Annotated in this window: 21 protein-coding genes and 1 tRNA gene; 8 read left to right on the top strand and 14 right to left on the bottom strand. The window is 63.6% G+C overall.

The features are described from left to right. Positions 1 to 324: 324 nt before the first annotated feature. Entirely contained in the window at positions 325 to 1,335 is a 1,011-nt protein-coding gene (locus AC5J09_RS14635; protein WP_324762840.1) for an NAD(P)H-dependent flavin oxidoreductase, read from the top strand. 76 nt (positions 1,336 to 1,411) lie between these two features. Continuing rightward, a tRNA-Thr gene (locus AC5J09_RS14630) sits at positions 1,412 to 1,487 on the top strand. A 345-nt stretch (positions 1,488 to 1,832) separates the two neighbouring features. Here the strand turns inward: AC5J09_RS14630 and AC5J09_RS14625 are convergent. The 6 genes from AC5J09_RS14625 to AC5J09_RS14600 form a co-directional block, all read right to left on the bottom strand. Then, complete coding sequence (locus tag AC5J09_RS14625) at positions 1,833 to 2,630, bottom strand: extracellular solute-binding protein (protein ID WP_379941562.1); 798 nt, start codon at positions 2,628 to 2,630, stop codon at positions 1,833 to 1,835. A gap of 127 nt (positions 2,631 to 2,757) precedes the next feature. Continuing rightward, entirely contained in the window at positions 2,758 to 3,699 is a 942-nt protein-coding gene (locus AC5J09_RS14620; protein ID WP_494297888.1) for a phosphatidate cytidylyltransferase, read from the bottom strand. 7 nt (positions 3,700 to 3,706) lie between these two features. Then, positions 3,707 to 4,318: a lysophospholipid acyltransferase family protein gene (locus AC5J09_RS14615; protein ID WP_411922608.1), complete on the bottom strand. Its 612-nt coding sequence runs from the start codon at positions 4,316 to 4,318 to the stop codon at positions 3,707 to 3,709. After that, on the bottom strand, positions 4,315 to 4,980 hold the full coding sequence (locus AC5J09_RS14610) for a CDP-alcohol phosphatidyltransferase family protein (protein ID WP_494297887.1): 666 nt from the start codon (positions 4,978 to 4,980) through the stop codon (positions 4,315 to 4,317). Before AC5J09_RS14610 ends, AC5J09_RS14615 begins: the two co-directional genes overlap by 4 nt. Positions 4,981 to 5,073: 93 nt before the next feature. Further along, positions 5,074 to 6,249, bottom strand: a complete 1,176-nt coding sequence (locus AC5J09_RS14605) for an AI-2E family transporter (RefSeq protein WP_100670022.1) — start codon at positions 6,247 to 6,249, stop codon at positions 5,074 to 5,076. Positions 6,250 to 6,460: 211 nt separating this feature from the next. Further along, a complete protein-coding gene (locus AC5J09_RS14600) occupies positions 6,461 to 7,675 on the bottom strand; it encodes an MFS transporter (RefSeq protein WP_494297886.1) in 1,215 nt (404 codons plus the stop codon). A 336-nt stretch (positions 7,676 to 8,011) separates the two neighbouring features. On the opposite strand from AC5J09_RS14600, the gene AC5J09_RS14595 reads away from it, so the two are divergent. Both AC5J09_RS14595 and pgi read left to right on the top strand, forming a co-directional pair. Continuing rightward, a complete protein-coding gene (locus AC5J09_RS14595) occupies positions 8,012 to 9,712 on the top strand; it encodes a long-chain fatty acid--CoA ligase (protein WP_494297885.1) in 1,701 nt (566 codons plus the stop codon). A 314-nt stretch (positions 9,713 to 10,026) separates the two neighbouring features. Continuing rightward, positions 10,027 to 11,652, top strand: coding sequence for a glucose-6-phosphate isomerase (gene pgi, locus AC5J09_RS14590; protein WP_494297884.1), 1,626 nt, complete (start codon positions 10,027 to 10,029; stop codon positions 11,650 to 11,652). A gap of 137 nt (positions 11,653 to 11,789) precedes the next feature. Here the strand turns inward: pgi and AC5J09_RS14585 are convergent, their stop codons facing one another. The 7 genes from AC5J09_RS14585 to AC5J09_RS14555 all read right to left on the bottom strand — a co-directional run bounded on the left by AC5J09_RS14585 (position 11,790) and on the right by AC5J09_RS14555 (position 18,506). After that, a complete protein-coding gene (locus tag AC5J09_RS14585) occupies positions 11,790 to 12,716 on the bottom strand; it encodes a carbohydrate kinase family protein (protein WP_494298909.1) in 927 nt (308 codons plus the stop codon). A gap of 54 nt (positions 12,717 to 12,770) precedes the next feature. Continuing rightward, a complete protein-coding gene (locus AC5J09_RS14580; protein ID WP_494297883.1) occupies positions 12,771 to 13,469 on the bottom strand; it encodes an orotate phosphoribosyltransferase in 699 nt (232 codons plus the stop codon). 17 nt (positions 13,470 to 13,486) lie between these two features. After that, complete coding sequence (gene pyrC, locus AC5J09_RS14575; protein WP_275596849.1) at positions 13,487 to 14,530, bottom strand: dihydroorotase; 1,044 nt, start codon at positions 14,528 to 14,530, stop codon at positions 13,487 to 13,489. A gap of 188 nt (positions 14,531 to 14,718) precedes the next feature. After that, the gene (locus AC5J09_RS14570; RefSeq protein ID WP_275596850.1) at positions 14,719 to 15,339 is read right to left on the bottom strand and encodes a nucleoside triphosphate hydrolase; all 621 of its coding nucleotides are present in this window, start codon (positions 15,337 to 15,339) and stop codon (positions 14,719 to 14,721) included. Further along, positions 15,336 to 16,118, bottom strand: a complete 783-nt coding sequence (locus AC5J09_RS14565) for an ATP-binding cassette domain-containing protein (RefSeq protein WP_003531508.1) — start codon at positions 16,116 to 16,118, stop codon at positions 15,336 to 15,338. Before AC5J09_RS14565 ends, AC5J09_RS14570 begins: the two co-directional genes overlap by 4 nt. Then, on the bottom strand, positions 16,118 to 17,200 hold the full coding sequence (locus AC5J09_RS14560; protein ID WP_275596851.1) for an ABC transporter permease: 1,083 nt from the start codon (positions 17,198 to 17,200) through the stop codon (positions 16,118 to 16,120). Before AC5J09_RS14560 ends, AC5J09_RS14565 begins: the two co-directional genes overlap by 1 nt. A gap of 280 nt (positions 17,201 to 17,480) precedes the next feature. Continuing rightward, entirely contained in the window at positions 17,481 to 18,506 is a 1,026-nt protein-coding gene (locus AC5J09_RS14555) for a sugar ABC transporter substrate-binding protein (protein ID WP_018094081.1), read from the bottom strand. Between the two features lie 358 nt (positions 18,507 to 18,864). Between AC5J09_RS14555 and AC5J09_RS14550 the strand changes: the two genes are divergently transcribed. Further along, positions 18,865 to 20,094 (top strand): ROK family transcriptional regulator, encoded by a 1,230-nt coding sequence (locus tag AC5J09_RS14550; protein ID WP_100669701.1) that lies wholly within the window; start codon positions 18,865 to 18,867, stop codon positions 20,092 to 20,094. 3 nt (positions 20,095 to 20,097) lie between these two features. Continuing rightward, entirely contained in the window at positions 20,098 to 20,541 is a 444-nt protein-coding gene (locus AC5J09_RS14545; RefSeq protein ID WP_275596852.1) for an RbsD/FucU family protein, read from the top strand. Between the two features lie 53 nt (positions 20,542 to 20,594). On the opposite strand, the gene AC5J09_RS14540 is transcribed toward AC5J09_RS14545, so the two are convergent. Continuing rightward, positions 20,595 to 21,032: a DoxX family protein gene (locus AC5J09_RS14540; RefSeq protein WP_018094077.1), complete on the bottom strand. Its 438-nt coding sequence runs from the start codon at positions 21,030 to 21,032 to the stop codon at positions 20,595 to 20,597. A gap of 235 nt (positions 21,033 to 21,267) precedes the next feature. On the opposite strand from AC5J09_RS14540, the gene AC5J09_RS14535 reads away from it, so the two are divergent. Together AC5J09_RS14535 and cyaD1 are read left to right on the top strand one after the other, a co-directional pair. Beyond that, positions 21,268 to 21,972, top strand: coding sequence for a Crp/Fnr family transcriptional regulator (locus tag AC5J09_RS14535; protein ID WP_018094076.1), 705 nt, complete (start codon positions 21,268 to 21,270; stop codon positions 21,970 to 21,972). Between the two features lie 61 nt (positions 21,973 to 22,033). Continuing rightward, positions 22,034 to 23,905 (top strand): adenylate cyclase CyaD1, encoded by a 1,872-nt coding sequence (gene cyaD1 / locus AC5J09_RS14530; RefSeq protein ID WP_494297882.1) that lies wholly within the window; start codon positions 22,034 to 22,036, stop codon positions 23,903 to 23,905. Positions 23,906 to 23,934: the final 29 nt, after the last annotated feature.

Raw genomic sequence — 23,934 nt, 5'->3', positions numbered from 1 at the left:
GCCCCGTCTCTTCCCGTCACACGCCGTTGGTTTTATTAAGGATTGGGTAACCGCTGCATTGCGAATTCGCAAGTGCAGCCGCGACTTCGTCCGGTGTTCCCCAGGTAAAACATGGGCGAGCGTGGCCGAATTGCCGGAGCGCGCACCGCTTTGCGGTGTCGCAGCGTCTTATCGGAGGCGCAAAGGTCGCTATTGCCTTCGCGGTTGCTGCATGTCCTTGCGCACCGGTGGACTTCAGGAACGATGCAGTAGGCAAGCGCGTCCGTTGCTGCTATCAGTTTTGACGTTTACGAGAACGTCAAAGTTGGGATGGAGATTTTTTCGATGTCGTTGCCGCCAATCCTGTCAGGGAAAACGAGGCTGCCGGTCGTAGGGGCGCCGCTTTTCATCGTCTCGCATCCCCGGCTGACGATCGCACAATGCAAGGCCGGCATTATCGGCGCATTTCCGGCGCTCAACGCCCGCCCGCAATCGCAGCTCGACGAATGGCTGGCGGAGATCACCGAGACACTGGCCGACCACGATGCCAGACACCCCGAGCGCCCGGCGGCACCCTTCGCGGTGAACCAGATCGTACACAAATCGAACGTCCGGCTCGAACAGGATCTGATGCTTTGCGTCAAGTACAAGGTTCCGATCGTCATCTCCTCGCTAGGGGCCGTACCGGAGGTGAATGCCGCCATCCATTCCTATGGCGGTGTCGTTCTCCACGACGTCATCAACAACCGCCATGCGAATTCCGCGATCCGCAAGGGCGCAGACGGGCTGATCGCAGTCGCGGCAGGCGCTGGCGGCCACGCGGGAACGCTCTCGCCCTTCGCGCTCGTCCAGGAAATCCGCGCCTGGTTCGACGGGCCGCTTCTGCTCTCGGGCGCGATCGCCACCGGCGGCGCAGTGCTCGCTGCGCAAGCGATGGGGGCCGACATGGCCTATATCGGCTCGCCCTTCATCGCCACGGAAGAGGCCCGCGCGAGCGATGCCTACAAGCAGATGATCGTCGACAGCAACGCCGCCGACATCGTTTATTCCAATTACTTCACCGGCATACACGGCAATTACCTGAAACCGTCGATCCTTGCCGCCGGGATGGACCCGGCCAATCTGCCGGAAGCCGATCCCTCCAAGATGGACTTCGGCACGGCAACGGAAGGCGCGAAGGCATGGAAGGACATCTGGGGCTGCGGCCAGGGGATAGGCGCCGTGCGCGAAGTCGGCACCGTCGCCCGCCTTATCGACCGGCTGGAACAGGAATACGACGCCGCACGCGCACGTCTCGGCTTCGCTTCCAATTCCGAAGGGCCGCCGGCCCAGGAATTTTCAAGTTCTCGAAACTGATGGCTTGAAATCTCGCCGCTTTGCGTTTATCAGCGCCTCACATTCGTTCCGCGACGTTCGCGGAACCGCCCCAAGGGCCGCTTTAGCTCAGTCGGTAGAGCACATCATTCGTAATGATGGGGTCACGTGTTCGAGTCACGTAAGCGGCACCATTTCTTCAGAGATCAGAGTGTTTTTGGGCGGCTCCTGGGTCGCCCGGTTGATAGGCTGACGTATGGGCTCTATCGAAAGCTCTAACAATACCCAGACTGCTGACCTAAGCGTCTTGTAACCGTTGCTGTATGCCTCGCCGACCGCGGTGATCGCAGGATGTGCAAAAAAGGGAAATCTCTTTTCGGGCGTCCGACCGTGCTGAAAGCCGTGAGCGTGGCGGCAGGAAAGATAGCCACGCCCCGGCATTATCGATCACCCCCGCGGACGCCGCTGATCTTTTAAGCGGACGGCCGTCCATCATCACGCCTCGCGACTGGGGGGCCGTGCTGGCACAGCAAATCAGATCAGCGTATCCAGCCTTCGCGGGACATGATCTTCTGCGCTTCATCGGAGATCAGATAGTCCAGAAACGCTTTTGCTTCGGGATCGGCGTCGGGGGCCAGCGCCACGCTCAAGTCGCGCCATATTGCCCGATCGCTCGACAGCATCACCGCTTCCAGGGTGTCGGGGTTCGAAACCGGCCAATTCGGCCAGGTGATCCAGGCGTCTGCATCCAACGCTTTGAACGCCTTGAAGCTCGCGCCGGAACCATGTTCGAAAGCGACAATGTTCCTGCGGAACGCCGCGACATCCTCCAGCCGGCCGAGGCGGCCCGCGATATCCTCCCATACACCCGTCCCCGATGTGTTGGCGACGCCAGCCCCCTCGGTTACGACGATTTTCGTCCCGACCGCCAGAAGGTCCTCGAATTTTGTGATCCCTTTGGGATTACCCGCTTTCACGGCAATCACTGCGGGACGCAGGTAAATCGGCGCGACCTGATCCGACGAAAATCCTTGATACGTCTCGAGAAAAGCAGTCATCGCCTGCTCGGAGGTACCCCAAATGACGTCCGCATCGGCCTGCGCCTTTTTCGACCATGTCTTCTCCGGCCCGGCGGTGATTTCGACCTTGCGGCCGGTCTCCTTCGTCCAGACGTCCGCGACTTTCCGGATGGCGGTGTGCGGACCGCCTGCACCGTAAAGACGGATCACCCCATCCTGGGCATCGCGGCTGATCGAAGGGTCATGGAGTGCGGTGTCCTGCGCCGAAGCAGGCGTGGCAAGAATCGTTGTCAGAACAATCAGAAACGCAATTCGCACGGGCTTCTCCTTTTTATGCGTGTTGGACCGCAGCAGTCTTTCGACGGCGCGGCAGGAGAAACGACTCTTCGACGGGTACAATCCTTCCCTCATGGAGGAACACGAAACCGTGATCCCCCGTCACCCATCACGTGTAAAAATATCGCGTCAGGTGAAAGAACACCGGTGCCGCGAAGCTCAGCGAATCCATTCGGTCGAGTACGCCGCCATGGCCGCTGATCATCGAGCCCCAGTCCTTTACGCCCATCGAGCGCTTGACGGCCGAGAGCGCCAGCCCGCCGAGAAAGCCCATGGCGACGATGGCGAGGGCCATGGCGGCCGCCTGCAACGGCGTGAAGGGCGTTATCCACCACAAGGCCGCGCCGGCAGCCACGGCCGAAAGCCCGCCTCCGGCAAGTCCCTCGACCGTTTTCGACGGGCTGACGACCGGTGCGATCTTCGTCCGGCCGAAAAGCTTGCCGAAGACATACTGCATGACATCGCTGAACTGCGCGATGGTGATGAGGAAGAAGAGCAGCAGAAAGCCTTCGCCCGGCCGGCCGGGGATGTCGAGCGTGAGGAGGGCCGGTGCGTGGCTGATGCAATAGACCGTCAGCATCAGCCCCCACTGGATGCGCGAGACGCGCAGCAGGAACTGCTCCGTGTCGCCCTTCAGCGCGGAAAGGCTCGGCAGGAGGAGGAAGCCGTAGACCGGTATCAGAATGGTGAAAAGCGCATACCAGTCGATCGAGATCAGCCAGTATTGCAGCGGCAGCAGAACGTAAAAGGAAGCGACGAGCGGCAGGTGATCGGCGGCACGCGTCGGCGTCAGCGAAATGAACTCGCGCAGCGTGTAGAAGGAGGTGAGAGCAAAGAGCACGAGCGTGACGCCGCGACCGAGAGCGAAACTCACCGCGAAGATGGCGATCATCACCCACCATGCCCTGATACGGGCATTGAGATTGTCGATCGTCGCCCGCCCCGTTTCGGACGTCGCGCGGCGCGACAGCACGAAGCCGATCAGCGATGCCGCTCCGAGAAGAACGACTATGCCGGCAAAGAGGATAAAGAGTTTGTCGTTCAAGGACATGGCAGCCTCATCCGATGGGTTCGGGCGCAAGTGCGGCGACCGCTGCGCGGGCGCGTTCCAGAAAAGCCTCCTTCTCTTCGCCGGCGTGGCGCGCGACCGGCGGTCCGAAACGCACCGTGCAGCTGATGGGGACGGGCAAAAAGGTTCCCTTGGGAAAGGCGCGCGAGGGATTGTCGAGATAGGTCGGGATCAGTTCCACGTCGGGAAATTCCTGAGACAGCCAGTAGAGCCCGCTCTTGAACGGCCCCGGCAAGCGCTCGCTGCCGCGCGTGCCCTCCGGGAAAAGGATGAGCGACTCACCCTCGCAGAGCACGTTGCGCAAGGGTGCGAGAGCCGCTCCGGGCGGCCCCTGCGTCGAGCGCTCGACGAGCACGCCGTTCAGCACCTTCAGCCCGATATGACGCCTCACGGCCCCCCTGCCCCAATAGTCCGCCGCGGCGATCGGATGCGTCGATGCGCGCAACGCACGCGGCAGCGCCGACCAGATCAGCAGCGTATCGAGATGGCTCGCGTGATTGGCGAAATAGATGCGCTGGCGCATTTCCGGCCGCGAGCCCATCCAGTGCGCCTGCCCGCCGACGATGAACCGCGTGAGACCGATCAATGCCAGGTCGATCACGGCTTCGCGCCTTCCCGAATGCGCGCGACGATGGCCCTGGTGCGGGTCGCGCACGTGACGAGCGCGCCGGCAAGGATGATCCAAGCCGTGGCGTAAAGGACGAGGCGCTCTGTCATCAGAAACGCTTCCGCGAATGCCAGCACGCAGGCGAGACTCATCAACGCCATGCGGTGCTGTTTCGCCATGGGACCGCGGAAGTCCTGGCCCTGGCCGAGCGACCCGCCGAAGACGCGCACATAGGCCGTCAAGGCGGCCGCAAGCGCTCCCGCCCAGCCGAGCCATCCCGCACCGGCGGCATAGCCGAGTGCAACGATGAGCAAGGTGTCGGCGACCCGGTCGGGAAACTCGTTGTAGAGCGCCCCCACCGGCGAACCGCGCCCGCCCTCGACCGCCACCATGCCGTCGAGAAGATTGCACAGGAGGCGCAACTGAATAGCGGCGAGCGCCACAGGATAAAGGAACGGCCAGCGGGCTGCGGAAAGGAGGGCCCCTGCCCCCAGCGCGGCAAAGACGACGCTTGCAAGCGAGATCTGGTTCGGCGTGACCGACGTCTTCAGGAGCAACGCCGTCAAGCGCCGCGCGTAGCCGCTGTCGCGCGCGGCGATGGGGCGACGATCCGCGCCCGGCCTGTCTGCGTCTTCGCCGTCGGGTGCGACACTCATGTTCGAGAGGTACGGCCTACAAATGAAGGATTGCAGTCTGTCTTAAAACAACTTCCATGCAAATGCCATATCGCCGCGTGGCCGGCTTCGGTCTCACTTGGCGGAAATATCCACCCTGGGTATACCGTTGACGGTCGGCTCCGGCTGGCTCGTCACCTCGCGAAGCCATTCGCGCCAGATGGCGACGAGCAGCGCCATCAGGACCGGGCCGACGAAGAGACCGAGAAACCCCATCGTCTTGACGCCACCGATCAGGCCGAAAAACGTCGGCAGGAAGGGCAGCTTGATCGGGCCGCCAACGAGCCTCGGGCGCAATGTCTTGTCTACGATGAAGAGCTCAGTCGTACCCCAGGTGAACAGCGCGACGCCGTGGACGGGCGAGCCGCTTGCAACGAGATAGACCGAGACCAGGGTGAAGCAGAGCGGAGCGCCGCCCGGCACGAGCGCCATGACGCCGGTGATGATGCCGAGCGTCACCGGCGACGGCACGCCGGCCAGCCAATAGGCGACGCCGAGCACGATGCCTTCGCCGATCGCGATGATGCCCATGCCGGTGACCGTCGAGCTGATCGTAAGGGGCACCACGCGCGACAGCCTCTCCCAGCGCATCGGAAAGATCCGTTCGCCAAGATGGTCGAGCTGCTTCGAAAAGGACTGGCCGTCGCGATAGACGAAGAAGAGCGTGATCAGCATGAAAAGGAGCGTCAGGAAGGACTGGAAGGCGGAGGCACCGACCACGAGCACGCCGCGATAGATATTGCCGATATTGGAGCCGCTCACGAGCTGCACCAATTCCCCGAGAGCGCCGGGGTGACCGACATATTTGACCCATTGTTCGCCGAGCCAGGCGCCCACCGCCGGGATCGTCGCCAGCCAGGCAGGCGCCGGGGCGCCGTTCGCATTGGTCGCAACCGCCCAGACGAGCCAATCGCGCACTTCGTCCACGGCATAGATCGCGACGAGCGAGATCGGCACGACGATAAAGGCGACGACGGAAATGATGGCGATCGTCGCAGCAAGTGTGCGGTTGCCGTTCACGCCCTGAAGCAGCCGCCAATAGATGGGCCAGCTCGCGAACCCGATGACCACCGCCGCAAGCACCGGCACGAGGAAACCATGGAAGAAATAGACGCCGCAAAGCAGAATGAGAACGAGCAGCCACCGGGCCGCCGAAATCGGCACGACGAGGGCGGAGCGTGAATGGGCCGGCTGCCCGAAGAGCCGCGGCTCCACAGGTAGATTCTCTCGTTCGCGATTGCCCAATTGCACCAATTCTCCTCCGTCTCTTCGAACCTTACAACAAACCCGCAACCTTGCCAGCCCGTTCCGCTCCGCTGGACGCGGTTTCCGGCGCAATGATGGCGGCCGGCGCCGAATCGGCGCTTTACGCCAGAACGCGCGCATTTTCACCTAGCAAGGGGACGTGACAGGGAGATTAGAGCGGATGAGGAAAGCGCGTGCGGTTTCGCACGCAGTCAGGCTACGCGTCCCCTCTCCGGCGATCCACGAGCACCGAGGCGAGGAATATGGCGAAACCGCCGATGCCGAGCACGGCGCCGACGAGCCCCGGCGAAGTCCAGCCATAGCCGGCGGCGATGGCAATGCCGCCGAGCCAGGCGCCAAGAGCATTGGCGAGATTGAAGGCGGAATGACTGAGGGCTGCCGCGAGCGTCTGCGCCTTTCCGGCGACGTCCATCAGCCGGGTCTGGACGCCCGGAACGACGGCGAAGCCGCCGCCGATGAAAAGCACGTTGACGATCGCCATCCAGGGGCTCGTCATGGTGAAATAGAAGAGGATGTAGGCGAAGACGTTGAAGACGAGCGCGATGCCGATGGCGCGCGTAAGCGACCAATCGGCGAGCCGCGAACCCACGATATTGCCGAGGATCATGCCTGCGCCGAAGACCGACAGCATGACGGGTACATTGGCGACGGAAACGCCCGCGACCTGGGTCAGCGCCGGTGCGATATAGGTGAAGACGGCGAACATCCCGCCGCAGCCGATCGCACAGATGCCCAGCAGCAACCAGACCTGGAGGCTTCCCAGCGCGCTCAATTCCCGCAGCGGCGTCGCCTGCGGATCGCCCCTGTCCCGCGGCACGTGAAGCCAGATCAGGACCATTGTCATCAGGCTGATGCCGCCGACGATCGCGAAGGCGCTGCGCCAGCCGAGCGTCTGGCCGAACCAGGCGACGAGCGGCGTGCCGAAGAGGGTGGCGATCGTCAGGCCCATCATGACCCGCCCGACCGCGCGCGCCCGCTGGTTCGGTGCCGCAAGTCCTGCCGCCACCAGTGCCGCCACGCCGAAATAGGCGCCGTGCGGCAGGCCCGCGAAAAAGCGCGCGGCGACGAGCGGGTGGAAGCTTGGAGCAAATGCGGACGCGAAATTGCCCAACGCAAAGACCGCCATCAGGACCAGCAGCACATGAAAGCGGGCGAACCGCGCCGCAAGCACCGCGATCAACGGCGCCCCGACGACGACCCCGAGCGCATAGGCGCTGATGACGGCGCCGGCCGCCGGCACCGACACCGCGACGTCGTCTGCGACCTGAGGCAACAGACCCATAATGGCGAATTCGCCGGTACCGATACCGAAACCGCCGACAGCCAGCGCGATTTCCGCCGCGGAAACCCTGTTGCGGGACTTGCCTATATGGGTGGGGCCGATATCGGCGGAAAGGACGTCTTCGGACATGCGTTACCTTGGCTCGCGGCCCGTCGGCCGCCGCTTGGGAGGGATCTTGTAAAATATCTTGGGGACGTCGGCGCAGCCGATGTCGTGGCAGGGTATACTGCAGTGCAGTATAGGCGGGCCGGCTGCACCTGCAAGAACTGTGCTGCAGGGCACATCAATATTTCACAAACCGGTGCATGCCTGCCGATTGTTGACGTTTACGTCAAAGTTATATAATCCGGATTACGGCTTGAAGAGGCGAGCTAAAAGCAGCATCTTCGACGGAGAGGAAGATCGGGAGGGATTTTTCTTTGCCGCGATGACGGCCGTTCATTGGCGACCAGAGGGAGGAAGGTCATGGCGGAAGCAAGCACCCAGCAGTCGGGTTCCGGTACGGCGAAGATCTGGCTCGGATCCTACCCGCCGGGCGTGCCCGCCGACATCGGCCCGCTCACCTACCGCTCCATCGGCGAATTCTTCGATCACGCGGTTGCGCAATATTCCTGGCGGCCCGCATTCACCTGCATGGGCAAGGCGCTGACCTTCTCCGATCTCAATGCGCATTCGGCCAAAATCGGCGCCTGGCTCCAGTCGCTGGGGCTCGCGAACGGCGATCGGGTTGCGGTGATGATGCCAAACATCCTTCAAAATCCCGTCATCGTCTACGGAATCCTGCGAGCCGGCTTCACCGTCGTCAACGTCAATCCGCTCTATACGCCGCGCGAACTGGAGCACCAGTTGGTGGATGCCGGCGCCAAGGCGATCTTCGTGCTCGAGAACTTCGCCCATACGGTCGAGCAGGTGCTGCCCCGCACGAAGGTCAAGCATGTCGTGGTCGCCAGCATGGGCGACATGCTTGGTCCGAAGGGAACAATCGTCAATCTGGTGGTGCGCCGCGTCAAGAAGCTGGTCCCCGCCTGGTCGATTCCAGGTCACCTTTCTTTCAAGTCGGTTCTTGCCAAGGGTGCGACGCTCGGCTTCAAGCGGCCGAACGTGGCGCCGGGAGATGTCGCCTTCCTGCAATATACCGGCGGCACCACCGGTGTTTCCAAGGGCGCAACGCTGACGCACGCCAATCTCCTGTCCAACATGGCCCAGATGGAACTGTGGCTGAACACGGCCTTCCTGCGCAAACCGCGCCCGGAGAGTCTCACCTTCATGTGCGCGCTGCCGCTCTATCATATCTTCGCGCTCACGGTGAATTCGCTGATGGGGCTGGCAACCGGCGGCAACAACATCCTGATACCGAACCCGCGCGACATCCCCGCCTTCGTCAAGGAGCTCGGCAGGTACAGGACGAACATTTTTCCGGGGCTGAACACGCTCTTCAACGCGTTGATGAACAATCCCGAATTCCGCAAACTCGACTTCTCGTCCCTGATCCTGACCTTCGGGGGCGGCATGGCGGTGCAGCGGCCCGTCGCCGAGCGCTGGCTTGAGCTCACCGGCTGCCCGATCCATGAAGGCTACGGCCTTTCCGAGACCTCGCCGGTCGCGACCGCCAACCGCCTCGACACCGACGATTTCACCGGCACGATCGGCATGCCGCTGCCCTCGACGGAGATCGAGATCCGCGACGAGGACGGGCGCACGCTTCCCGCTGGCGAAATCGGAGAGATCTGCATTCGCGGGCCGCAGGTGATGGCGGGCTACTGGCAGCGCCCTGAGGAAACGGCCAGGGCCATTTCGCCGGACGGCTTCTTCCGCACCGGCGATGTTGGCTTCATGAACGCCGAGGGGCTGACGAAGATCGTCGACCGGAAGAAGGACATGATCCTCGTCTCGGGGTTCAACGTTTTCCCCAACGAGATCGAGGAGGTGGCGGCGACCCATCCCGGCATCCTCGAATGCGCCGCAATCGGTATTGCCGACCCGCATTCCGGCGAAGCGGTCAAGCTCTTCGTCGTGCGCAAGGACCCGAACCTCACCGAAGAAGAGGTCAAGCGCCACTGCGCCGCCAACCTCACCAACTACAAGCGGCCGCGGCACGTGGAGTTCCGCACCGAATTGCCCAAGTCGAACGTCGGCAAGATCCTGCGCAAGGATCTTCGCGGGTAACGGCTTGGGCGCGAAAACGCCCCTTACCCGGCCCGCCGGCCACCTTCTCCCCGCTGGACGGGAGAAGGGGCTCGTGGCACCGCCTCCGTTCAATTTTCCGCTGCGTGCGCGTCCGAGTCCCCTCTGACCGCCTGCCTGGAGAGGTTGGAGTGAGGAGAAGTTTTCGCCGCCCTGCCGATGGAGCGATGCGGCCACCTTTTTTCGCTGCAGCGCACACCTGCCCTTGATTTGCCGCGGTTAAACCGACTAGCTATCGCAGCCAAATTCCAATGCCCTCATTCCCATGCCCTAGTTGCGATGCAAGGAGCCCTGCGATGAAAGCGCTTGTCGAAAACCTGAAAGCCACTGCACGCGAAACCGATGCGACCGATATCCGTGCCGCCTTCGCGGCCGATCCGAACCGCTTCTCGCGCTTCAGCACGGCGTTCGACGACCTCCTCTTCGACTATTCCAAATGCGCCGTGAACGACCGGGTGATCGACGGCCTCGAAGCGCTCGCCAAGGCGGCGAAGGTCGAGGAAAAGCGCGATGCGATGTTCCGCGGCGATATCATCAACATCACCGAGGAGCGCGCGGTTCTGCACACGGCGCTCAGGAACAGGTCGAACCGGCCGGTTCTCGTGGGTGGCAAGGACGTCATGCCGGACGTCAATGCCGTGCTGGAGGCCATGGGCAAGTTCGCTGACGACGTCCGCTCCGGTGCCCTGAAAGGAGCCACAGGCAAGAAAATCACCGACGTCGTCAATATAGGCATCGGGGGCTCCGACCTCGGCCCTGTCATGGCGACGCTGGCGCTTGCCCCCTTCCATGACGGTCCGCGGCTGCACTTCGTTTCCAACGTCGACGGCGCCCACATCGCCGACACGCTGAAGCTCCTCGATCCCGAAACCTCTCTCTTCATCGTCGCCTCCAAGACTTTCACCACGATCGAGACGATGACCAATGCGGCGACTGCCCGCGCCTTCATCGCCGGCAAGCTCGGCGATGCGGCGGTGGGTCATCACTTCGCGGCCGTCTCCACCGCCCTGGATAAGGTCGGCGCCTTCGGCATCGATGCCGCCCGCGTCTTCGGCTTTTGGGACTGGGTCGGCGGGCGCTATTCCATCTGGTCTGCGATCGGCCTGCCGCTGATGATCGCGATCGGCAAGGAGAATTTCGACCGCTTCCTCGATGGCGGCCACGCCATGGACGAGCATTTCCGCAGCGCGCCGCTTCGCCGGAATGTCCCCATGCTCCTCGGGCTCATCGGCTTCTATCATCGCAACGTTCTCGGCTATCCGTCGCGGGCGATCCTGCCCTACGACCAGCGGCTGACGCGCTTCCCGGCCTATCTGCAGCAGCTCGACATGGAATCGAACGGCAAGGGCGTGACGCTCGACAGCCAGCCGGTCGAATTCGCGACCGGTCCCGTGGTCTGGGGCGAGCCCGGCACCAATGGCCAGCATGCCTTCTATCAGCTCATCCACCAGGGAACCGATATCATTCCCGCCGAGTTCATGATCGCGGCGAACGGCCACGAAAAGGGCCTGCGCCACCAGCACCAGCTCCTGATGGCGAACTGCCTGGCGCAGTCGGAAGCCCTCATGAGAGGACGTACGATGGCGGAAGCCAAGGCGCAGCTGACCTCCAAGGGAATGGACGAGGCAAAGGCCGACAAAATCGCACCCCACCGCGTCTTCACCGGAAACCGGCCGTCGCTGACCATCGTCTACGATCAGCTCGACCCCTTTGCGCTCGGCCGTCTGATCGCGCTTTACGAACATCGCGTCTTTGTCGAAGGCGCGCTCTTCAACATCAATTCCTTCGACCAGTGGGGCGTCGAGCTCGGCAAGGAACTGGCGACCGGCCTGCTGCCTGTCATCGAAGGCAAGGAAAGCGCCGAGGGACACGATTCCTCGACCGCCGGACTCATTGCTGCGCTGTTGAAGGCGGCACGCTGATCGACAACCGATCGGAGTGATCGGTCAGCCGCGCAGATTCTCCCCCCTTGCGGGGGAGATGGAGGAAGCCAGAGCGGGCATAGACGGCCGCGCGTGCTGCTTGGACCCGCCGAGACCCGGCGTGGCCGGCACCGACCTCACAGCCCGAGTTCGTGCCGCCAGGGTGGGTTGGCGCCTGCGCGCGAAACAGTGACGGCCGCCGCCTTCGCTCCGAGCGTCAGGGCCTGACGGATGGCCTCGTCGGTCAGGCTTGCCACCTTCTCCTTGGTCAGGAGGCCGTTGAACTTCAACGCGGCCAGTACACCGGCGTCGAAAGTGTCGCCCGCGCCGACCGTATCGACGACCTCGACCCGTTCGCTCGCGACCTCGACCTTGTGGCCATCCGTATAACCGACCGCGCCGTCCGCGCCGCGGGTGATCAGCACCAGCTTCGGGCCGCGTTTCAGCCATTCGGCTGCGAGCGCGTCGTGACTGCCCTCCATGCCGAACCAGGCGAGGTCCTCGTCGGAGAACTTGACGATATCGGACATGGCGGCCATTCGCTTCATGCGTCCGACATGCGCCCCCCGGTCTTTGATGAAGCCGGGGCGGATATTCGGATCGAAGGAGATCACCCGTTTTTCGTGCTCCCGCGCCATCAGCGCCTCGTAAGTGGAGCCGCAGGGCTCGGGAATGAGGCTGATCGCACCGAAATGCAGCGCCTCGCAGAAATCTCCGAGCGCCGGAAGGTGCTTCGTGGTGATCATCCTCCCGGCCGTGTTCTCGTCGAAGAAGGCGTAGCTCGCATGCCCGTCGACGAGCTTCACGAAGGCGAGCGTCGTGTGCAGCGGCAGTGTGGCGCAGGGAGCGAAATCGACATTCGCGGCCTCGAGCGTCGCGCGCAGAATGTCGCCGAACATATCGTCCGAGAGGCCGGTGAAGAAGCCCGTGGGGACGCCGAGCCGGCCGAGCGCGACGGCCGTGTTGAAGATCGCGCCGCCCGCATAGGGCGCAAAGGCGCTCTCGCCCGCCGCCGTCTCCCGCGGCAGCATGTCGATCAGGGCCTCTCCGCAGCAAACGATCATATCCATTCCTCCCCACACATATTCATCGATCCGGCAATCGCGCCAAGCCCTTCGCTACTGGACCGCGAGCGCGCTGACGCCCCCGTTACGGCCCGACCAGCCGAGCGGAGCGTTGAGGAAGGCTTCGACCTCGTTCAGCGTCTTATCGTCGAACAGCGCCAGTTCGCGCGCGACGGCAAGCACGTTGCGCCAGGTGGCGATGTAGTGCAGGTCGACGCCCTTCGACTTCATGTCGCCGCGGGCTTCCGGAAAGATGTCGTAGTAGAAAAGCGCGATGCCGTGCTCGACGACGCCGCCGGCCGCGCGGATCGCGTCGATGAACTTGAACATCGAGCCGCCGGCGGTCGTCAGATCCTCGATGACCAGGACGCGCGCACCCTCCGGCATATGGCCTTCGATCTGGGCGTTGCGGCCATGTCCCTTCGGCGCCTTGCGCACGTAGATCATCGGCAGGCCGAGACGCTCGGCAAGCATGGCTGCGAAGGGAATGCCGGCAGTCTCGCCGCCGGCCACCACGTCGAACCGCTCGAAGCCGGCTTCGCGCAGGATCGTCGCAGCGGCGAAATCCATCACCGCGGAACGGATTCGCGGATAGGAGATCAGCTTGCGGCAGTCGATATAGACCGGGCTCGCCATGCCGGAAGAGAGCTTGTAGGGCTCGTCGGCGCGAAAATGCACCGCCTTGATTTCCCAGAGCATCTTCGCGACCAGGTCGGCCATCACCGCCTTATCGGTGAACGCATTCGAAAACATGGATTCTCCTTCTGCAATCAGGGCTGGACGACGGCCCAATGAAGCGGAAACATCGGGTCGAAGACCGTGACCGGGCCGGCCTCGGTTTCGATCTTGGCGGGATAGCGGACGGGCTCCTCCTGCTTGTGCAGCGTGATCGTTTCTTCGTTTGCCGGCAGGCCGTACCAGGCCGGCCCGTTCAGCGAGGTGAAGGCTTCCAGCCGGTCGAGCGCGCCCTCTTCCTCGAAGACGTGAGCGAGGCAGCTCAAGGTGTTGATCGATGTGTAGATGCCGGCGCAGCCGCAGGCGCATTCCTTGAGCGGGTCGACATGCGGGGCAGAGTCCGTTCCGAGGAAGAAGCGGACGTCGCCCGAGATCGCCGCCTGGCGAAGCGCCAGCCGATGCGCCTCGCGCTTCGCTACCGGCAGACAGTAGTAATGCGGCTTGATGCCGCCGACGAGGATGGCGTTGCGGTTGATGATCAGGTGATGGGTGGTGATGGAGCCGGCAAGATTGGCCGCATGCTCCCGGATATAGTCGACGCCGTCCTTCGTCGTCACATGCTCCATGGTGATCCGGAGATCGGGCAGTCGCCGGCGGAGCGGGTCGAGAACGGTTTCGATGAAGACTGCCTCACGGTCGAAAATGTCGACCTCGGCCGTCGTCACCTCGCCATGGACGCAGAGCGGCAGGCCGATCTCGGCCATGCGCTCCAGCACCGGCATGGCCTTGTCGATATCGCGAACCCCGCTCGACGAATTGGTGGTGGCGCCGGCCGGGTAGAGCTTGACCGCCTTGACGAGGCCGCTCCTGAACCCGGCTTCGACATCGCCCGGATCGGTGCCCTCGGTAAGATAAAGCGTCATCAGCGGTTCGAACCGGTCCCCTGCGGGAATGGCGGCGAGGATGCGCTCGCGATAGGCGGCCGCATCGGCCGAAGTCACCACCGGCGGCACCAGATTGGGCATGATGATGGCACGCGCGAAATGGCGGCTCGTATCGGCGATCACGCCGCGAAGCATGCCGCCGTCGCGCAGGTGAAGATGCCAATCATCAGGGCGGCGTATAACGAGGTCTTGCATATCAGCGTTCTCCCGATGCTCGCGCCCGATCCGCGCGGCCGGCATCAGGCGTACCGGTGCGCTCGAAGGGCGGCAACTCATGTGGTGAAACCGCGCCTCGATAACACCATTGCGCCGCCGAAGACAATGGCGATTCGAAAGGTCACCGCAGTCCGCGGCCGGAAACTGCGGGACGAATGCCGAGCACTCTAAAAGTCCCTGATCACGACATCCGCCGGCCTGCGGCTGTCGAGGACCCGGCGGGCATTGGGCAGGTCGTTGCCATAGGCCTTGCTGCGCGCCGCGTCTTCGTCATAGCCGTGATCGTACCAGCGCTGCAGGAGCCGCCGCTCGATCACCTCCAGACCCGGATCTATGAAGATCGAATAGTCGAAGGCGCCGTCGAGGCCGTTCCAGGGCGCTTCCTCCAGCAGCAGGTAGTTGCCCTCGGCAAGCACGATACGCGTCTCGGGCGCGATGATCCTCGCCGAGGCGATCGCCAGTTCCCGGGAGCGGTCGAAGACCGGAACGAGAACCTCGCCGTCATCGGCGCGCACGGCAGCAAGCGTTGCGAGAAAGGATCGGACGTCGAAGGTCTCGGGTGCCCCCTTGCGGGCAAGCAGCCCTTTTTCTTCGAGAACGGCATTGTCCATGTGAAACCCGTCCATGGGCAACACCGCCGCCTTTTCGCCCGCCTGCGTGATCGCCTCCGCCAACGTTTCGGAAAGCGTAGACTTGCCGGCGCCGGGCGGACCGGCGATGGCAACGATGAAGCGGCCGGAAACGACCGCCCGCTTCAGGATTTCATCCGCAAGGGATTTGACGCTCATGCCGCAATCGCCTCGCGCGGCGGCTCCTTCGCGCCGGTCATGAAGGCCACCGCATCGGACATGGTGTAATCCTTGGGATTGATGACGCAGAGGCGGCGGCCGAGACGATGGATATGGATCCGGTCCGCGACTTCGAAGACATGCGGCATGTTGTGCGAGATCAGCACGATCGGCAGACCGCGGCGACGCACGTCGAGGATCAGCTCCAGCACGCGGCGGCTCTCCTTCACCCCGAGCGCCGCAGTCGGCTCGTCCATGATGACGACCTTGGAACCGAAGGCGGCGGCGCGTGCCACCGCGACGCCCTGGCGTTGTCCGCCCGAGAGCGTCTCGACCGCCTGGTTGATGTTCTGGATGGTCATCAGACCGAGCTCGGAGAGCTTCGCCCGCGCCTGCTTTTCCATGGCGGCCCGGTCGAGCGAGCGGAACCACTTGCCCATGATTCCCGGCTTGCGGATTTCCCGGCCGAGGAACATGTTGTCGGCGATCGACAATGCCGGCGACAGGGCGAGGTTCTGATAGACCGTTTCGATGCCGGCTTGCCTCGCCTCCATCGGTGAGCGGAACTGGATGGGCTTGCCCTCCAGCCGGATCTCGCCCTCGTCCGGCGTGACGGCGCCCGATATCGCCTTGATCATCGAGGACTTGCCGGCGCCGTTGTCGCCGATAACGGCCAGGATTTCACCGGGATAGAGGTCGAAGTCGGCGCGATCGAGGGCAGTCACGCGGCCATAGCGCTTGACGAGGCCGCGGGCGGTGAGAATGGGTTCCTGTGCCATCAGGCTGCTACCTTTCTGATCCACTGGTCGATTGCAACGGCGATGATGATCAGCAAGCCGATCAGGAGATAGGTCCATTGCGGGTCGGTGCCCATGAGGCGCAGGCCGAGCGAGAAGACGCCGACGATCAGCGCGCCGAAGAGCATGCCCATGATGGAGCCGCGGCCGCCGAAGAGCGAGATGCCGCCGATCACCACGGCGGTGATCGATTCGATATTCGCAAACTGCCCCGCTGTCGGGGAGACGGAGCCGATGCGGCCGATGAGGGTCCAGCCGGCAAGGGCGCAGATGAGACCGGAGAGCGTATAGATGGAGATGAGCATGCGCGTGACGTTGACGCCGGCGAGCTTTGCAGCCTCGGGGTCATCGCCCACGGCATAGACATAGCGCCCCCAGGCCGTGCGGTTCAGGACGTACCAAAGAAGGCAGACGAGGAGCACCATCACCACGACGCCATAGGTGAAGACGGCATTGCCGACGCGGAAGTTCTGGCCGAAGAACTGCAGGATCGGGGCATTCGCGGAAATGTCCTGAGCCCGGATCGTCTCGTTGGCGGAATAGAGGAAGTTGGAGGCGAGCACGATCTGCCACATGCCGAGCGTGACGATAAAGGGCGGCAGCTTCATCCGCGCGACGAGCGTTCCGTTGATGTAGCCGCAGAGCGCCCCCACCCCAAGACCGCAGATGACGGAGAGCACCGGCGGGAAGCCGTAGCGGAAGGTGAACTGCCCCATGATGACGGATGAGAGCACCATGATGGCGCCGACCGAAAGATCTATACCGGCGGTCAGGATCACGAGCGTCTGAGCGGCACCGACGATGCCGACGATTGCCACCTGCTGCAGGATCAGCGTCATGGTGAAGGCGGAAAAGAACTTGCCGCCGAGAATGACCCCGAAGGCGATCAGCGACAGAACCAGCACGATCAGCGGCACCGCGGCCGGGCTCGAATGCAGGAAGTGCTGCAGCTTCTGAAGCAGCGTCTTATCATGCGCGTCGAAAGACGCTACGTCCGTCGAACTGTCGGCCAGGACCTTTTCGAATTCCTGGGATGGCTGTGCGGCCGTGTTTGTTTCGCCCATGGGGACTCCTCCCGTGAACCCCGCTCAAGAGGGGGTGCATTGCTGCAGGATGCGCGGCCCACCGGTCGAAGCGGCGAGCCTCAGAACGCTCGACGACAATCCGGCTTGCGCCGCGATCGGTTCTGAGAAGCCAGAGCGGAACGCGGGCAAGAAGCATCTCGCGCTTTCCTCGCCCCGCCCTGAAAATTGCGCAGGTTTTCGATGCCTTGTCAAAGACCTCGGCACTTGCGGAAAGGGCGGCCGGGGCCGCCCTTCCCCTCACGCCTGTGCGCGTGGCCGATCAGCCCCAGCACTTCTCCATGCCGGTCTTGGTATCGATCGACTCGACGCCGGATACCGGCTTGTCGGTGACAAGCGCGACGCCGGTGTCGACGAAGTCCTTGCCTTCGGTCGGCGTAGGCTTCTCGCCCGTATCGGCGAACTTCTTGATGGCCTCGATGCCGAGCGCCGCCATCATCAGCGGATACTGCTGCGACGTCGCGCCGATCACGCCCTCGGCGACATTCTTGACGCCCGGGCAGCCGCCGTCGACGGAAACGATCAGCACGTCCTTCTCGCGGCCGACGGACTTCAGCGCCTCATAGGCGCCGGCGGCGGCCGGCTCGTTGATCGTGTGGACGACGTTGATGGTCGGATCCTTCTGGAGGAGGTTCTCCATCGCGGTCCGGCCGCCCTCTTCGTTGCCGTTGGTGATGTCGTGGCCGACGATGCGCGGATCATCCTCGTCGCCGATCTTGTTCGGGTCCTTGGGGTCGATGCCGAAACCGATCATGAAGCCCTGGTCGCGCAACACGTCGACGGAGGGCTGCGACGGCGTCAGGTCGAGGAAGGCCACCTTGGCTTCCTTGGCGGCATCGCCGAGCGTTGCAGCCGCCCACTGGCCGATGAGTTTGCCGGCGAGCAGGTTGTCCGTCGCAAAAGTGGCGTCGGCGGCATTGAGGGGTTCGAGCGGCGTGTCGAGCGCGATGACCAAGAGACCCGCATCCCGCGCCTTCTGGACCTGGGGCACGATACCCTGGGTATCGGAGGCGGCAATCAGGATACCCTTGGCGCCATCGGCAATGCAGGTCTCGATCGCAGCGACCTGGCTTTCGGAATCACCGTCGATCTTGCCGGCATAGGACTTGAGGGTGACGCCCAGTTCCTTGGCCTTGGCGGCCGCGCCCTCCTTCATCTTCACGAAGAAAGGATTGGTGTCGGTTTTGGTGATGAGGCATGCCGACACGTCGGCTGCCTGCGAGGGCGATGCGAAAGCAACGCCCATGGCGAGCGCGCCGAATGCGGCAGAAAGAACTGTCTTCTTCATTAAATCCTCCCAAGGATGAAAAATGCCGGCGCGCCGGCTTTCAGGACCCGCTGCAGCATTCTCCTCGGCTGCGGACGGCGCTTCCGAGGGTCAATCAAGCATCAAAAATCCAGCCTGTCAATAAATAAATCAAATTGAATTATTATCTCGTTGTGGCATTCTGCGCGTAATGTCGCTTCCGTCCAATCGGGAGGATCGGGCATTGACAATCGCGGGCCGAATGCGGACAGGGCCCACGCGAACCGAGCGGCGTCAGGGTGCCGCGATCAGGGTGCGGTCGCGGTAAAGCTTTAGGTACTGCATGGCCGTACCCGGATCGGGGAGGAACCGTACGGTACCAATGGGAGGAAACGGTGGCATGTCACTGACAGATGGCCCCTATACGGGGCCGCCCCAGCCGGATGTGGTCGACCCGAGCGGCGGGGCCAATCAAACGCGCGTGCGCGCCTATAACGAACGGCTGGTCATGTCGCTGGTGCGCCGTCACGGCAGCTTGTCCAAGGCCGAGATCGCGCGCCGCTCCGGTCTTTCGGCACAGACCGCCTCCGTCATCATGCGGTCGCTCGAAGCCGACGGGCTGCTTGTCCGCGGCGCGCCGGTGCGCGGCCGCGTCGGACAGCCCTCAATCCCCATGCGACTCAATCCCGATGCGGTCTATTCCTTCGGCGTGAAGATCGGCCGGCGCAGCGCCGATCTGGTGCTGATGGACTTTCTCGGCACCATTCGGCTGCACCTCCATCAGATCCATACCTATCCGCTCCCCGAGGAGATCGTCAGCTTCATCGTCGGGGGTATCGGCAAGCTCGAGGGACAGCTTGACACCGGCGAGCGCGGCCGCATCGCCGGCGTCGGCATCGCTACGCCGTTCGAGTTGTGGAACTGGTCGGAGGAGGTCGGCGCGCCGCGCGAAGAGATGGACCGGTGGCGTGATTTCGACCTGCAGGCGGCGGTTGCCTCGCGCATCCGGCATCCGGTGTTCCTTCAGAACGACGGAACCAGCGCCTGCGGTGCCGAACTCGCCTTCGGTGTCGGCGCCAGTTACCCCGATTTCGTCTATTTCTATATCGGCTCCTTTATCGGCGGCGGCGTCGTGATCAACTCGGCCCTCTTTTCCGGCCGAACCGGCACCGCCGGCGCGGTCGGCCCGCTGCCTGTCGCCGGCAAGGACGGCAAGTCGACGCAGTTGCTGAAAATCGCCTCGGTCTTCGTCCTGGAAAAGCTGCTACGCGAACGCGGCATCGACCCGGAGCCGCTCTGGTACTCGGCCGACGACTGGATCGATTTCGGCGAGCCGCTCGAAATATGGATCCAGGATGCGGCGGCGGCGCTTGCGCAAGCCGTCGTCTCCGCGGTTTCCGTCGTCGATTTTTCGGCGGCCGTGATCGACGGCGGCTTCCCGCCCTGGGTGCGGGCGCGCCTTCTTGCAGCGACGCGCAAGGCCCTCCAGACGCTCGACCTGCAGGGCGTCACGGTTCCGGACCTCGTCGAAGGCACCGTCGGCAGCCACGCCCGCGCGATCGGCGGCGCAAGCCTGCCGCTCTTCTCCCGCTATCTTCTGGACACCAATGTCCTCTTCAAGGAGCTTTAACACTTGCTGAAAGGAATAAGCCCCATTCTGAGCCCGGAGCTTCTCTCCACATTGAGAGCGATGGGGCACGGCGACGAGATTGCACTCGTCGACGGAAATTACCCCGGGCTGGAGCACGCGCGCCGGCTCATCCGGCTGGACGGGCACCCGCTTGTCCCCGTGCTCGACGCCGTCTTGAGCATCCTGCCGATCGACGATTTCGTGCCGGAGGCGATCTTTCGGGCAACGGTCAAACAGGACCGCGATGCGCTCGACCCGGTGCATCGGGACATCATCGCCTGCTGTCGGAAACATGAGCCGACACAGCCGGTCGTTCCTTTGCTCGGAGCGGATTTTTATCAGCGGGTGAAGGCTGCTCATGCGGTGGTGCAGACCAGCGAGCCGCGGCTCTACGGCAACGTCATCCTGCGCAAGGGCGTCATCTATCCTGGAGAACGTGACGCCTAAACAAAGAACCCGCCGGCGAGCCGGCGGGTTCTTCTCGATCAGTGGTGCCTGCGTTAAGCGGCGACCGTGTTTCCGGTGCGGGCATCGAGCGAGAGCGCGCCCGGGCCGAAGCCTGCCAGCACCAGGAAGGCACCGGCGATCGTGATGTTCTTCATCATCATGATCTGGTTGAAGACCGTCAGCAGCCCGTTTGCAGCCGGCGGGAAGTCCGGGACGTTGATTGCGCCGCTATGGAAGACGAAGGCGGTGACCACGCAGAAGGCGGCAAGCAGATAGGATGCGATGCGGGTCTGAAAGCCGACGAGGATCGCAAGACCGGCAACGAGTTCGAAGAGACCGGCGAGATAGGCGAGCGCCGTTGCGGCAGGCCAACCGGCACCGGTGATCATGCCGGCCGTCGCCGACGGGTCGGTGAGCTTGCCGAAACCGGAGGTGATGAAGATGATCGAGAGAAGAATGCGCCCGATGAGCACGATGACATTCTGGGACATGCGCAAGGCTCCTGTTGGAAAACGTGTTGGCAGCAGAGATAACAAGATTTTCGAAATCCTCTAGCCGCCCACCCGGCGACAGATCGTTCACAATCTAGAGACGGAATCGATTCGTCGTCAACTGATGCCTTACCGCTTTGGCTTCGGTCGGCCGATCAAGCGCTTTTCTGTTGCAAGATGAGGCAACAGAGTCAAAACTCCCCGACGCGTAAAGGGGAACGCAGGGGTAACCGCAATGGCTGAAGTCATCCGGAGTTCCGCCTTCTGGCGGTCCTTCCCTATATTCGAAGAATTCGACAGCGAAACCCTGTGCGAGCTCTCGGGCATCGCCAGTTATCGCAAATGGTCCGCGGGCACGGTCATTTTCCAACGCGGCGACCAAGGCGACTACATGATCGTGGTAGTTTCCGGGCGCATCAAGCTTTCGCTGTTCACGCCGCAAGGCCGCGAACTCATGTTGCGGCAGCACGAGGCAGGAGCGCTGTTCGGCGAAATGGCGCTGCTCGACGGACAGCCGCGATCGGCGGATGCGACGGCCGTCACCAACGCCGAAGGCTATGTGATCGGCAAGAAGGATTTCCTCGCCCTCATCACGCAGAGGCCGAGGACCGCCGAGGCGGTGATCCGCTTCCTCTGCGCGCAATTGCGCGACACGACGGACCGGCTGGAAACCATCGCGCTCTACGATCTCAACGCCCGCGTCGCCCGCTTCTTCCTGGCGACGCTCCGCCAGATCCACGGCAGCGAGATGCCGCAAAGCGCCAATCTCCGGCTGACGCTCAGCCAGACGGACATCGCCTCGATTCTCGGAGCGAGCCGGCCGAAGGTGAACCGCGCGATCCTGTCGCTGGAGGAGAGCGGCGCGATCAAGCGAGCGGACGGCATCATCTGCTGCAATGTCGGCCGCCTGCTGAGCATCGCCGATCCGGAGGAGGATTGACGCCGCTCGCCTGAAAGCGGGCGGTTTCAAAAACTTGGAGCGGTTGAGCGTAAGGCCGAGGATGCATCACCGCATAACCCCGCTTTCCGGAGGGATCATCGCCAGCCTTGCCGCGGCGCTGCTGCTCTATCTCTCTGCCGGAACCATCCTCGACACCCAGCGTGAGCTCTTTTTCGATAATCTCACCCAATGGGTCCCCTCGCCGAGGTCGCCCGACATCATCGTCGTCGACGTCGACCGCAAGGCCTATGAAGCGCGTGGCGGCAGCTGGGACAGGGCCGCAACCGCCGATCTGATTACACGCCTGGCCGCGGCCGGGCCGAAGACGATCGCCGTCGATTTCGTTTTCAGTTCCGCCTGCGACCCGGCTTCGCCCGCAAACGCCGCGCTCGCCGCGGCGATCGGCAGGGCACCCGCGGCCCTCGGCTTCCTGGCGGCCGATCGCTTTCTCGAACGGCCGCGCCCAGTGCCGCCTCTGGCCCTCCGGCGCCAGCTGGCCGTCCCCGCGCAGTGGTTTATCGAAGGGGCAGAGACCTCTTGCCCGGCCTTCATGGACCGGGCGAGGGCTGCGACGGCGGCTTTTCTCGTCGGCGACGAAGACGCGCGAGTCCGGCGCGTTCAGGCTTTCGCCATACTTGGCAACGATGCCTACCCGGCGCTCGGCATCGAAGCGGGGCGGCTTGCCGCCGACAGCAGTACGCCCGTTCTCGGCGGAGAACCCGCCTGGCTGAGGCTCGATCACGCGATCATCCCCCTCGACGAGAACGGCAACCTGCGCTTCCCTGCAAGTTCCGAGGAGGCGATCGCCGCCCGCACGGTCTCTGCGGCCGAAATCCTCGCCGGTCGCTTGGAGAAAGGTCGTTTGGCGGGAAGGCTCGTCTTGATCGGCAGCAGCATGCCGAGCCTTGGCGGCCTTCGGCCCACCGCCTCCATGCCGCTCCAGCCGTCGGTTCAGATCCACGCTGATGTTGCCAATGCGATCATGACGGGGTTCGTGCCCTACCGCGGCAGCAATCTGCCATTGATCGAGGCGGTCTTCGCCTTCGCAGCGGGAGTCGCCGCAGCATATGCAGCAACCAGGCTTCGCCCGATGGCATCCCTTATGCTGGGCGCTGCGACGGTGCTCGCCGTCATCGCCTTTGCCGGTGCGATCTATGCCTCCACCGGTTGGCTCTTCGACGCGGTCGGCACATCATTGGCACTGGTTGCGGTGCTCGTCGTCACCAGCGCATTGCAGTTTGCGCGCACGCGGCGCGCAGAGGCGATCGCCCGGCGGAAATTCTCGCAATATCTGCCGCAGTCCGTGGTGGCGCGCTACATAGACGAGCCCGATCGCGGGCGCATGGCCGGCGAGGAACGCCCGGTGACGGCGCTTTTCACCGATATCGAGGGTTTCTCGACACTTTCGCAAAAGCTTGCTCCCCGCGAACTCGTGGCCCTGCTCGACGTCTATTTCGCCGAGGTGAACGCGCTTGTCGCCGGGCATGGCGGCATGGTCGACAAGGTCGTCGGGGATGCCGTCCACGCTCTCTTCAACGCGCCAGAGGACCTGCCCGACCATGTAGACAAGGCGATCGGCTGCGCCGCGGCGATCCATGTACTGACCGAGGAGATGCGCAGACGTGCGCAATTTGCCGAACACGGTTTCGGCAGGACGCGCATCGGCATCGAAACCGGGCCGGCGGTACTGGGAGAGGTGGGCGCCGGAGGGAAGCTCGACTACACCGCCCATGGAGATGCGGTGAACCTCGCCGCTCGCCTTCAGGAGGCGAACAAGTTTCTCGGCACCGCCATCTGCATCGGCCCGGCGGCGGCTGCGCAGTCGAAAGCGGCGCTCAGATCCCTTGGACGCCACGATATCAGAGGCTTCGGGTCGATGGAGCTGTTTACGGTAGCGAGCAATGAGCTGAACAAGCACCTTCGAGCGGAATGAGGACAGCCACCGCAGCGCGGGATGCCGGC

The organism is Sinorhizobium sp. (assembly GCF_059070375.1).
This window is presented reverse-complemented; position numbering and strand designations above follow the sequence as displayed.